The following is a 12,978-nucleotide window of genomic DNA, read 5'->3' on the forward strand; positions in this document are numbered from 1 at the left end:
AAGTATACCACATTATTTTCTTTCATCACAGAACGCAAGCGGAAACATCAAAAAAATTTAGGAACTTTTTCAAATAACTTGAAATTTTTCATCAAAAAATCGCATTTCTAACTAAAAAACGTGTCCAAGCAAAAAGCTCAGACACGTTTTTTTGATTTCTATTTAATCTTGCTCACGTTGTTTTCTCTTGGCTGCTCGTTCTGCGCGGCGGGCAGCCCTTCTTGCTTCCGCTTCCGGATCAACTACGCGTTCCTTTTTCACTCGTGGCTTCTCGTTCTCTGGCGCAGTTATTTCTGGTTCACTTTGTTTTTCAAGTTTTGCTCGAATTTTTTCTTCTTGACCAGCTAAACGAGCATAATTATAGAACCGTCTCTTAGCATCATTAATTGTTTTATTAAATAACAATTCCGCTGTATCTGGTTGACTAGATTCTAAGGATGCAAAGCGAACTTGTTGGCGCATAAACTCTTTCATTAATGAAAAATCTGGTTTTTTGAAATCCAATGTCATTGGTTCTTTGCCCTTTTCTCGCAATAATGGATTATAGCGATATAAAGACCAGTAACCTGAATGAACTGCATCTTTCGCTTCTTTCAACGTTTGACTCATCCCACCTGCTAAACCATGTGTAATACATGGTGTATAAGCAATAATAATCGATGGTCCAGGGAATTTTTCTGCTTCTTCAAAAGCTTTAATCGTCTGCATTTGGTTTGCACCTGAGGCAATTTGAGCGACATAGACATTTTCATAAGTCATTGCCATCATCCCTAAATCTTTTTTAGAAGCATATTTCCCACTGGCAGCAAATTTCGCAATCGCTGATGCAGGAGTTGCTTTGGAAGTTTGGCCACCTGTATTGGAATAGACTTCATTATCTAGAACTAACATATTTACATCCGCGCCACTAGCTAACACGTGGTCAATACCGCCGTAACCAATATCGTAAGCCCAGCCGTCCCCACCAATCATCCACTGACTTGGTTTGACAAAAAGATCTTGATCGTCATAAATTGCTTCCAATAAAGGTTGATTTGTTTTTTCTTCAAGCAAAGCTGCACGTAATTTAGCTGCACGTTGTTGCGTACCTTCACTTTCGGACAGATGTGCTATCCAATCTTCCATCAATAAACGTAAAGAATCACTGGCTACAGAAAAAGCTTTGGCCATTTTACTAGCTAAACGTTCGCGACGCGCTTGCGTTGCTAACAACATGCCATAACCAAACTCGGCATTATCCTCTAAAAGAGAATTTGACCAAGCTGGACCTTGTCCTTGTTCATTCGTAGTGTATGGTGTCACACCCGCTGCAGCACCCCAAATCGATGAGCATCCTGTTGCATTAGCAATCAGCATTCGGTCACCAAACATTTGCGTCAATAATTTAACATAAGGCGTTTCGCCGCAACCAGAACAAGCACCAGAAAACTCTAATAAAGGTTTATTAAATTGTGAACCTAAAACAGTATTCGGTTTTGCTGGGTTTTCCTTTTGACGTAATGTCATAGCAAACGCCCAGTTCATAGCCTGCTCTTTTTCTTCTTCATAAGGTTTCATTACTAAAGCTTTGCCTTTAGCTGGACAGGCTTCAACACAAAGTCCACAGCCAGTACAATCTTTGACTGAGACTTGGATACGATATTTCAAGCCGTCGGCACCACGTAGATCACGTACAATGAATCCTTCTGGCGCTTCAGTCATTTCTTCTTCATCGGCTAAGAATGGTCGTATCGCCGCATGGGGGCATACAAAGGCGCATTCATTACACATGGTACACCGATCGCTAATCCATTCAGGTACTTCTAATGCAACTCCACGTTTTTCAACTGCCGCAGTTCCCAAAGGCATTCGCCCATCTGTCATCCCATTTTTCGCTAGTGTCGCAACAGATAACGCATTCCCTTCTTGACGATTAATCGGTTCAACAATTTCATGAACAAAATCACTAACATTTTCTGAACGTTTTCGCGGTTGAACTTCAAGCGTTCTCCACTCTGCTGGAACAGTTACCTGATGCAACAATTCAACGGTCTTATCGATTGCTTGAATATTTTTTTCGACAACTTTCATAGACTTATGACCATAACTTTTCAGTGCTTCGTCTTTTAAAATTGGCAACACTTGCTCAAAAGGCATAATTTGCGCTAATTTGAAGAAAGCTGTTTCCATCGCGGTATTAATTCGCCCGCCTAGTCCGACTTCACTAGCTAATTTCACTGCATTGATTGTATAAAACTGAATCTCATTTTCAGCTAGATACCGTTTTAATTGATTGGGTAAAAATCGTGCTAGTTGTTCATCATTCCAAATGGTATTTAAGAGGAAAGTACCGCCCTTTTTTAACCCTTTTACTAAATCATAGGTATGCAAATAAGCGGCTGTATGACAAGCCACAAAATCAGAATGTTCAATGAGGTACGTTGAACGAATAGGCGTCTCGCCAAAACGTAAATGAGAAACGGTCAACCCGCCTGATTTTTTTGAATCATAATAGAAAAATCCTTGTGCATACTTGTCTGTATGATCACCGATAATCTTAATTGCTGACTTGTTCGCCCCTACTGTCCCATCAGAACCAAAGCCCCAAAATTTAGCTTGATAGGTTTTCGGATTCGTCAAATCAAGTGGTTTGCCAACTTCTAATGAAGTATAAGTTAAATCATCATCAATCCCAATTGTAAAACGCTTCTTCATGGCAGAACGTTCTTTCATTAATTCATCAAAAACCGCAACAATTTGATTTGGCAGTACATCTTTAGAACCTAAACCATAGCGCCCACCAATAATTGTTGGGCGAATGTCCGCTTCATACATCGCACTTTGGACATCCAATAATAACGGTTCGCCACCAGCACCGGGCTCTTTCGTCCGATCCAAGACAGCAATTGCTTTAACTGATTGTGGTATTTTTTCAAGAAATGTTTCAACTGGAAATGGTCGATAAAGATGGACATTAAGAAAGCCAACTTTTCTTCCTTGTTCTTGTAAATAATCAACAGTCTGTTCAATTGTTTGTGCAACTGAACCCATTGTGACAATCACTTCTTCTGCATCTTCTGCGCCATAATACGTCACTAAATCATAATTGGTTCCCCGTAACCGGTTAATTTCTGTCATATATTTTTGAACAATACCAGGTAATTTTTCATAATAAGGATTTATTGTTTCTCGTTGTTGAAAGTGAATATCTGGATTTTGGTTCATTCCACTAACGGAAGGGTGATTCGGGTTCATGCTCCGACGACGAAATTCGGCTAATTTCTCTTGGTTTACTAAGGGTGCTAATTCTTCATAGTCAAGAACTGCCACTTTTTGAATTTCATGACTTGTTCTAAAGCCATCAAAAAAGTTCATAAATGGAACACTCGCTTCAATCGAAGCTAAGTGAGCCACTGGTGCCAAATCCATCACTTCTTGCACACTGCTTTCTGACAACATAGCAAAGCCTGTTTGGCGTGCGGCCATTACGTCTCCTTGATCACCAAAAATATTTAAAGCATTCGTTGTTAAAGCTCGGCTCGCCACATGAAAAACAGATGGTAATAGTTCTCCAGCTATTTTGTACATATTAGGAATCATTAAAAGTAACCCTTGTGAAGCCGTATAGGTCGTGGTAAGCGCGCCTGTTTTTAAAGAGCCATGGACCACGCCGGCAGCACCAGCTTCCGATTGCATTTCGACTACTTTCACAGGTTGACCAAAGATATTTTTCTTACCTTCGGCCGACCACTGATCAACAAGCTCAGCCATTGTTGAACTTGGTGTTATTGGATAAATGGCTGCTAATTCTGTAAAGGCGTAGGAAATATAAGCTGCTGCAGCATTTCCATCCATTGTTTTCATTTTCCGCATGTTTTTCTCATCCTTTATATCTAAAAAATAGAATAGTTGCACGCATATTCTTGTTTATTATAGCGTAAAAACCAAACATTTGAAACATTTTTCACAAACATTCTTTAGAGTTTCCTTTTCCAGTTACAAATTATCTCTATGTTTTTATATATAATTAGTTTATAATAACAACTGAAAATAACGATCTACAGAAAGGGAGAATATGTTGAAAACTCTTCAAAAAAATAAATTTATTATCCTTGCTTTTTTACTACTAACCATCATTTTTTATTTTATCCCTTACGCTCACGATGAATGGATGTGGGGAAGTCAAGAAGGGCTTGATTTATTAAAAAACGGCTTTCAAGGATACAATGGACGCTACTTTGGAAATATCTTCGCTTTAATTATTACTCGTAGCGTTTTAATTAAAAGCTTGTTTATGAGCGGCACGATTCTATTATTACTTACAGTACTAACAAAATTCACTAACCTAAGTTTAGATAGAAAAACAACTACAAATAAAAAATTTCTTTTGATTTTTAGCCTAGCTCTGCTTATATTAATTCCCACAAAACTTTTTCAACAAACTTATGGATGGCCGGCAGCTTTTGTGAACTTCGTTCCTCCTGTCATTAGTTTAGTGGTTTTTTTCATAATAGTGAATTACTTATTTACTAATGAAACAGCTAATTTAAAACACCCTGTTCTAACAGGTATTGTTTTAAGTTTAGGGACTCAATTTTTTTCTGAAAACATCAGCGTTTATATCACATTCCTTGCAATTGCTTTATGTATTTATTCTTGGAAAACCAGAAAGATGATTGATTCGTTCTTACTTGCTTTTCTAGTTACAAGTTTCCTTAGTTTGATTATTATGCTAATTAATCCAGCTTACTTAAATGCTGCCAATAATACTGATGGCTATAAAAAAATTAATTTATCGCTTTCATATTTTTACTATAAAACAATAGGACCGATGGCAGAAAATATTTTTCATCAAAATCGTTTCATTAATCTTTGTATAGCAACGTTAACTTTATTAATCTCTAAAAAACAAGATAAAGATATTTTACAATCAAAGGCAACGCAGCTGATAAATAAAGGAGCTCTATTTTTTATAAGTACTTATACGGTTTTCTCTGTCTTTATTTATCCTTATTTCACAATATCCTATAATCGCAGTCAAGATTTCACTGCACTATTAGCTTTACTATACTACCTTTCAATATTTATATTTATACTCATTCAATTTAAAGGTAATTTAAAAGCAAAACTACTTTTCTTGTTCTTATCTATCGTATGTACAGCTGGGCCTCTTTTCATTGCTGAGCCCATCGGTCCCCGGTCATTTTATATTACGTATGTTTTTTGGATTATACTTATTCTGCAATTTATCGCTTATTATTTTAATTTACAAAGTGAAGAAGAAAACAACCATGAAATACTGTTTATAACGAAAATTCTTAAACAAGGAATTCTTGTCTTACTAACCTTTTATACTTTGATGTTTGCATACACCTACAGAGTAGAACAACAAAGAAAAGAAATTATAGATGAGGCAATCGCTAATAAAGAAACTTCCGTAAAATTACCTTTATTACCAAATGGAGAATACTTTTGGGAGAAAGGAACAACCGCAGAAAATTGGATGCGCCGTTACAAAACATTTTATAACATTCCACAAGACATAACGATTACATTCGTACCGATGGAAACAAAATAAAAAAAAGAGCCCTAGGGCTCTTTTTTTAGAACAACTCCAAATATTGTTCTCTTTCCCATTCAGAAACGGTTTGACGGAAGGCTGCCCATTCCATTCGTTTCGCTTCTACAAAATTGGCAAAAATATGACGACCTAATGCATCAATCATTACTTGATCTTTACGTAATTCTTTGATGGCATTGTGTAAGGTTGATGGCAAATCTTCAATTTGTGCATGTTGACGTTCTTCCTCATTCATCACATAAATGTTACGATCAACCGCTGGCGGTGGCGTAAGTTCATTACGGATACCATCCAAACCTGCTTGTAATAAGACTGCCATTGTTAAATACGGATTCGCTGAAGGATCGACAGAACGTAACTCTAAACGAGTCGATAAACCACGAGATTCAGGAACTCGAATGAGTGGTGAACGATTTCTGCCGCTCCAAGCTACATAAACAGGTGCTTCATAACCTGGTACCAAGCGTTTATAAGAGTTCACTGTTGGGTTACATACCGCAGTATAGGCACGGGCATGTTTTAATAAACCACCTAAGAAATGATACGCAGTTTGACTTAAGCCCATCTCTCCTGACTCGTCATAAAAAACATTACCTTCTTCATTAAATAATGACATATTGCAGTGCATACCAGAACCATTAATTCCAAACAAAGGTTTTGGCATAAATGTTGCGTGCAAGCCATGTTTGCGCGCAATAGTTTTCACAACTAATTTGAACGTTTGAATATTGTCACAAGCATCAACTACATCAGCATATTTAAAGTCAATTTCATGTTGACCAGGTGCTACTTCATGATGCGAAGCTTCCACTTCAAAGCCTAAACTTTCTAACTCTAAAACAATATCACGGCGACAATTTTCACCTAAATCGGTTGGCGCAAAATCAAAATAGCCACCTTTATCATTCAAGTCAGTGGTAATTTCACCATTCTCATCTAATTTAAATAGGAAAAATTCTGGTTCTGGTCCTAAGTTAAAAGAAGTAAAGCCTAATTCTTTCATATCTGCTAAGGCGCGTTTTAAATTACCGCGGGGATCTCCGGCAAAAGGGGTACCATCAGGATTGTAAATATCACAAATTAAGCGCGCAACTTTTCCATGGTCGCTTTCCCACGGAAAAATCATCCATGTAGATAGATCAGGGTATAAATACATGTCACTTTCTTCGATACGAACGAATCCTTCGATGGATGACCCATCAAACATCATTTTATTATCTAATACTTTATCTAGCTGACTCACAGGAACTTCAACATTTTTAATTGTTCCCATAATGTCGGTAAACATTAGTCGTAAAAAACGTACGTTTTCTTCTTCTGCAATATGTTTAATCTCTTCTGCCGTTTTGGCTTTTCTTGTCATCGGTCTGATCCCCATCCTTCATTTTTATTGGCTGCTGAAACGTTAAAGCCTTGGTACATTCGATTGGAACGGATTTTGCTGAGTAAGTCCTCCTTGCGAAAGGATTTCGTCGTATAAAATCTGACGAACATCTGCATCGGTTAACGGACGAGTTGCCTCGGCGGTGTTTTTTTGTTCCTCTAATTTCATTTCATACACACGCTTAATCCCTGCCATGTTCAATCCATCAGATAAATAATCTTTAATTTCTAACAAAACATCAATATCATTTAAAGAATACATGCGTCGGTTGCCCTCACTACGTTCTGGATGAATCAATCCCTGTTCTTCATAGTAGCGAATTTGTCGAGCGGTCAAATCCGTTAGTTTCATAACTGTACCAATTGGAAAAACTGACATGGAACGGCGTAACTCTTTTTCTCTCATCTCCATCCTCCTCTCTTAGTTATTTCTTAGAATAACAATAGAATGACAAATTGTCAAGAACTTATGTTAGATTTTCTAACATAAAACAAAAAACCTGATAAATATGGACTTTTCCATCTTTTCATGGCTGATTTTCTCCTGCTAACCAAAAAAATAGAAATGATTTGTTTTTACAAATCATTTCTAATCAACTTACCATTTTTTATTCTTTTTCGGATTCAGCCAACCATTTAGACTCTTTTTTCGCAAAGCCTTTCACGATATACCGATTTTCATTTTCAGCATATTCTTCTGAAATCATTAGTGTCATCCGGCGAAGTTCACTTAATATTTGTCCGTCAGTTGGGCTAATTTCTAATTGATAAGGCTCGAGTAATTCCATCATTTGGGCACGGATAGCTTGAACCAGTCGTTCTTTATCTTCAGAAATTTTAGTTGAGATCAATACATTGGGAAATAAGGTTGGGACAAATTCTTTGCTGTCCACTTGATCTCTTTTATTATAAACCGTCAAGCATGGAATATTTTCCAATGCTAATTCTTTAATCAATGTTTGAACTGTGCGTTCATGTTGTAAACGATCTGGCGCACTTGCATCCACCACATGGAGCAGTAAATCCATCGTCCGACTTTCTTCCAATGTCGACTGAAAGGCTTCAATCAGTTGTGTTGGTAAATCTTGAATGAAGCCGACCGTATCGGTCAGCGTAACTTCCATGCCTTGAGGCAATTGCCATTTTTTAGTTAAAGGATCTAACGTTGCAAACAATTGATCCTCTGAATAAGTTCCTGCTGTTGTCAACATGTTGAGAATAGTTGATTTGCCAGCATTGGTATAACCAATCAAGCCAATTTGAAATAGTTCTGAATTTTGTCTTTTCTGGCGGCTTCGTTCACGATGAGCAGTGACTTCTTTTAACTCACGACGGATGCCTAAGATTTTATTCCGAATGTGGCGGCGGTCCGACTCTAATTTCGTTTCACCAGGCCCGCGTGTCCCAATACCTCCTCCAAGTCGTGACAACTGTTTTCCTTGCCCAGCCAAGCGAGGCAATAAATAATCCAATTGTGCTAATTCAACTTGTAACTTTCCTTCTTTGGAGCGCGCACGCAAAGCAAAGATATCCAAAATTAATTGTACACGATCAATTACTCGCACAGCTAACGCTTCAGATAACAGTTGATTTTGGCGCGGTGTGAGCTCATGATTAAAAATCACAAGATCCGCTTCATAGGCATCTATTAATTGAATTAATTCTTCCAATTTCCCCTTACCGATTACGGTTTGTCGATCAACTTGTGGTCGTTTTTGCGTTAAAACAAACACCACTTCTCCATTAGCGGTTTCCGTTAAATTCGCCAGTTCTTCCATTGATGCAGAAAATGTCTGATAATTTTTTTCCGTCTCAACTCCTACTAGAATCACTTTTTCATGAGTGGTCATCGCCTACTCACTCTCCTTCTGTTGTAGCCATTCCGCTACTTCATTTTCCAACTTGGGCAAATCTGTTGGCTGCTGAACCAAATCCCACCAATGCGCAGCCATTCGATTTCTAAACCAAGTCAATTGACGTTTGGCATATCGCCGCGATTGCTGTTTGACTGTTTCAACCGCCATCTCTAATGATTGTTCACCGGAAAAATACGGGAAAAATTCTTTATAGCCAATACCTTGAGCTGCTTGTGCATGTGGTTGCTGAAACATCTGTTTTGCTTCTTCCAACAGCCCTTCTGTCATCATTTGATCCACCCGCTGATTAATACGTTCATATAATAAAGCGCGATCTGTTTCCAAACCTAACAAATAATAATCATAGAGACGAGCTGGTTTTTCCTTTGGGGTCAAAATACTATAACCGGTTTTGTCAAAGACCTCTAACGCACGAATCACTTTTTTACGATTATTAAAATGAATGCTGTTAGCCGCTAGAGGATCCTTTTGTTGTAATAACTGCCATAAGGCTTGATTCCCTTTTTCTTCCGCAAATAAATTGTACGTTTCTCTAATTTCAGGCGAGTCATCTATCTCACGACTTCCTAGTTGAAAATCATAAAGGAGTGATTGAATATACAAACCTGTTCCTCCAACGATAATTGGTAGTTTCCCTTTTTCAGTAATTTCTTTGATTTTTTGACGACCCTCTTTCTGAAAATCAGCGGCAGAATATGTTTCGCTGACTTCACGGCAATCAATTAAATAGTGAGGAATTCCTTCTTTTTCTGTTTCTGTGACTTTAGCGGTGCCAATGTCTAACGAGCGATAAACTTGCATGGAGTCACCGCTAATAATTTCACCATTAAATTTTTTTGCTAAAGCAATACTTAATGCTGTTTTCCCCACCGCAGTGGGTCCTACAATAACTAATACTTTCTCCAATTATGTTTCTCCTTCTTCTTGCCAATTTTGACGAGCAAATTTTGCTTCTTCAGGAAAATCCGTATGAACACCCGCCAATTTTAGCTGAAAACAATTTTCCATTTCTTCCATCCGATTAACAGTCCACGGCCGCAGCGGTTTGCCAATTGTGATAAGTTCTTTTTCATGAGCCAACACCCAAGACATTTTTGGATGTAAACTATCGACAAGCGCGAATGCCGGTCCCGCTTGACTTAAATCCTCTGCAGATTCATAAATAAAGGCAATTTCTGTCTTAGGATCAGCTTTTTTTAATTTAACTAAACTTGGAAAATAAAAACTGGAATATAAATAACGAAACGGCCAGTTTTTTTGCTTCATTTGTTGGACGACTTTTTTCTCAATTCCTTCATAATGGATAATATCCGTTTTAAGTTCAATATTCAAAAAACCATTGAATTGTTCTTCTTCAAGACAATTTAAAACATCTTCCAATGTTGGAACACATTGAACAGAAGGATTTTTCTGAAACCAGCTTCCAGCATCTAGTTGTTTTAATTCGTTTAATGTTAACTGTTGGATTTCACCATGACCATCTGTCGTACGATCCACCGTTTCATCGTGCATAACGATTAAATAACCATCTTTAGAAAGATGAACATCTAATTCAATTCCTTCAGCACCAACACGAACAGCCTCTCTGAAAGCAATACACGTATTTTCAGGATGGGTGCCTTTACTTCCTCGATGTGCAATAATATCTGTCATGCTCTCACTCCAATCTTGTTTATTGTACCATTGGAGTGAGGTGGGTTCAAATATAGGAAAAACGAGATACAGTCATTCGACTACTACCTCGTTTTTTATAAGTAAAATGAATATATTCATTAATCAATCTCTTTTAACTCTGATTCTTTAGTCTCATTTTTCTTTGGCAAACTGTATATATTTTCTACAAAATACAAGGGACGTTTCTTAGTCTCTAAAAATACACGGCCAACATACTCCCCTAAAATCCCTACAGAAATCAATTGGCAGCCACCTAAAAATAATATCATAATCATTAATGAAGGGAAGCCTGAAGTATCCGTACCAAATATCAATGTTTTAATTAATACATATATCATGTAAATAAACGCAACAAAAGAAACTAAAAAGCCAAAATACATTGAAATCTTTAAAGGAGCCGTTGTATAAGAAGTAATTCCTTCAATTGCCAATTTCAATAATGCGCCAAAACTCCATTTTGTTTCACCATGTAGTCTCTCATCCGCATCAAATTCAATCGCAACCTTTTTGAAGCCTACCCAATTATATAACCCCTTCGTATAACGTTGAGATTCTCTCATTTGCTTCAGCGCCTCTACTACCTTACGATCAAGTAACCGGTAGTCTCCTGCATCTGGTAAAACAGGCGTATTGGCTAGTTTTCCTAATACTTTATAAAACCATTTAGAGGATGTTTTTTTGAACCATGACTCCCCTTTGCGTTGATTTCTTTTAGCATAGACATCTTCATAGCCTTGCTGCCAAAGATCAATCATATCAATAATTGTAGCTGGTGGATGTTGTAAATCAGCATCCATTGTGATAACAGCATCATGTGTAGAATAATCAAAGCCCGCACTCATTGCTATCTCTTTTCCATAATTCCTGGACAAATCAATTAAAGAAACATTGTCCGTTTGTTCAATTAATGATAAAACTTCACTCACAGTGTTATCTTTGCTTCCATCATTAATAAATAATATTTCAAAATCAACTTCGTTTCTTTTTTTTTCTAAAGTTTCATTTAATTTTTTATATAGAGGACGTATATTATTTGCTTCATTATACGCGGGTATTGAAATTAAAATTTTCTTTTTCACAGGTTAAATCCCCCAAATTTAATACTTGCATACAAATTTAGCATACCATATTAAACTTTTTTTATCTATGACTACTTCGTACAAATTACTTGAAAACTTCTTGAGAACTATCAGCTCTCAAGAAGTTTTATTTATTCTTTTAATTCATAATTAACATATTTATCCAAACCGGACTGAATACTATATTTCGGTTCATAACCAATGGCACGTAATTTAGATATATCCGCTAAGGAATCTTTAATGTCCCCAGCTCGCGCTTCTTTATATTCAACTGGCAAAGTGACTTTCATAATATCATTTAAAGAAGAAATTAACTCATTTAAATCGGTTGCTTTCCCTGTTCCAACATTATACACTTCCCCAAGTGATTGGTCAGAATGAGCGACAAGATTCAACGCTTGAACCACGTCCTCAACAAAGACAAAATCACGGGATTGTTTTCCATCGCCAAAGATATTGAATGTCACTTCTTGATTGGCTAATAAGCGTTTGTAAGAGTCCATCACAATCGAAATAACGCCAGAATAAGGCGAATTAGGATTTTGGTTTGGCCCATAAACGTTAAAGAAGCGAACAGCGCTTGTTGGAACATCATATAAATGACAATAGTTTAACACATATTTTTCAGAAGCAAATTTATCCACCGCATAAGGCGTTAATGGACGAATTACTGATTCTTCCTGTTTTGGTAAAGTTGGCTCATCCCCATAAACCGCTGCAGAAGAAGCAAACACCAAACGTTTTAAATCTTTCTGGTATTTCCGAATTAATTCCAGTAATTGTAACACACTCTCAAAATTCACTTGGTGTGTTTCCACTGGACGTGCTACTGAATCTGCTACACTAGCAATCGCTGCTAAGTGAAAAATGTAATCGAACTGATACTCTTGTAGTACTTTTTCCATTAATTGTTGATCAATCACGCTACCTTCAATGAACGTGATATTTTCAGATGTGTTTAAATTTTCAGTTTGGCCCATTGATAAATCATCAATGACCACAACTTGATTGTCTTTACTATAATAATTTGCTAAGGTCGAACCGATAAAGCCGGCACCGCCTGTGATTAAAAAGTTCCTCAAGTTTCCCACTCCAATTAAATTCATTATATGTTAAAACGTAAATTGAGCGTTTAAATATTTAGGTATATAAATCATCTAAACTATTGCACTTATTCAAATAAAAGTTCCCACACAAGTCATGTATTTTTTCATATTATTTGTTTAAAAACTTTATATTGGAACTCTACTTGATCTGCTTTCATAATGAACGGATACATTAAAGATTTTTATACCACTTACCCTTTTTAACTCTATTTAGCAGTATAAGTTTACTATAAGTATAAGAATTAATATAGATTGTATATTTAAAATCTAAACATAACACACATTATTGTACAACTTTT

General features: G+C 36.8%; 9 protein-coding genes. 1 reads left to right on the plus strand and 8 read right to left on the minus strand.

Annotated elements, in window-relative coordinates; all coding sequences use genetic code 11:
* Positions 1-162: 162 nt before the first annotated feature.
* Entirely contained in the window at positions 163-3,894 is a 3,732-nt protein-coding gene (nifJ, locus tag IGL90_RS08730) for a pyruvate:ferredoxin (flavodoxin) oxidoreductase (RefSeq protein WP_048737510.1), read from the minus strand.
* Positions 3,895-4,054: 160 nt separating this feature from the next.
* Here nifJ and IGL90_RS08735 point away from each other — a divergent pair, with 160 nt between their 5' ends.
* Positions 4,055-5,557, plus strand: coding sequence for a DUF6056 family protein (locus tag IGL90_RS08735; protein WP_048737507.1), 1,503 nt, complete (start codon positions 4,055-4,057; stop codon positions 5,555-5,557).
* A gap of 25 nt (positions 5,558-5,582) precedes the next feature.
* Here the strand turns inward: IGL90_RS08735 and glnA are convergent, their stop codons facing one another.
* The 7 genes from glnA to IGL90_RS08770 all read right to left on the minus strand — a co-directional run bounded on the left by glnA (position 5,583) and on the right by IGL90_RS08770 (position 12,664).
* Entirely contained in the window at positions 5,583-6,923 is a 1,341-nt protein-coding gene (gene glnA, locus IGL90_RS08740) for a type I glutamate--ammonia ligase (protein WP_048737505.1), read from the minus strand.
* 42 nt (positions 6,924-6,965) lie between these two features.
* Positions 6,966-7,349 (minus strand): MerR family transcriptional regulator, encoded by a 384-nt coding sequence (locus IGL90_RS08745; RefSeq protein ID WP_002388239.1) that lies wholly within the window; start codon positions 7,347-7,349, stop codon positions 6,966-6,968.
* 202 nt (positions 7,350-7,551) lie between these two features.
* Positions 7,552-8,793 carry a GTPase HflX gene (gene hflX / locus IGL90_RS08750; RefSeq protein WP_002384319.1) on the minus strand — a complete coding sequence of 414 codons (1,242 nt, stop codon included), beginning with the start codon at positions 8,791-8,793 and terminating at the stop codon, positions 7,552-7,554.
* A gap of 3 nt (positions 8,794-8,796) precedes the next feature.
* Positions 8,797-9,726, minus strand: coding sequence for a tRNA (adenosine(37)-N6)-dimethylallyltransferase MiaA (gene miaA / locus IGL90_RS08755; RefSeq protein WP_002384318.1), 930 nt, complete (start codon positions 9,724-9,726; stop codon positions 8,797-8,799).
* Positions 9,727-10,473, minus strand: a complete 747-nt coding sequence (locus tag IGL90_RS08760) for a glycerophosphodiester phosphodiesterase (protein WP_010777806.1) — start codon at positions 10,471-10,473, stop codon at positions 9,727-9,729. It abuts the gene before it with no gap.
* Between the two features lie 119 nt (positions 10,474-10,592).
* Positions 10,593-11,573 carry a glycosyltransferase family 2 protein gene (locus IGL90_RS08765; protein ID WP_430604633.1) on the minus strand — a complete coding sequence of 327 codons (981 nt, stop codon included), beginning with the start codon at positions 11,571-11,573 and terminating at the stop codon, positions 10,593-10,595.
* 131 nt (positions 11,574-11,704) lie between these two features.
* Positions 11,705-12,664, minus strand: a complete 960-nt coding sequence (locus tag IGL90_RS08770) for a GDP-mannose 4,6-dehydratase (RefSeq protein WP_082153324.1) — start codon at positions 12,662-12,664, stop codon at positions 11,705-11,707.
* Positions 12,665-12,978 lie beyond the last annotated feature (314 nt).

It is taken from the genome of Enterococcus sp. DIV1307a (assembly GCF_050537425.1).
Taxonomy (GTDB): Bacteria; Bacillota; Bacilli; order Lactobacillales; family Enterococcaceae; genus Enterococcus; species Enterococcus faecalis.

Bases quoted from the DNA above. Each gene is read 5' to 3' on its own strand.
- IGL90_RS08735 (WP_048737507.1), top strand. From the start codon at position 4,055: ATGTTGAAAACTCTTCAAAAAAATAAATTTATTATCCTTGCTTTTTTA.
- glnA (WP_048737505.1), bottom strand. From the start codon at position 6,923: ATGACAAGAAAAGCCAAAACGGCAGAAGAGATTAAACATATTGCAGAA.
- IGL90_RS08745 (WP_002388239.1), bottom strand. From the start codon at position 7,349: ATGAGAGAAAAAGAGTTACGCCGTTCCATGTCAGTTTTTCCAATTGGT.
- hflX (WP_002384319.1), bottom strand. From the start codon at position 8,793: ATGACCACTCATGAAAAAGTGATTCTAGTAGGAGTTGAGACGGAAAAA.
- IGL90_RS08760 (WP_010777806.1), bottom strand. From the start codon at position 10,473: ATGACAGATATTATTGCACATCGAGGAAGTAAAGGCACCCATCCTGAA.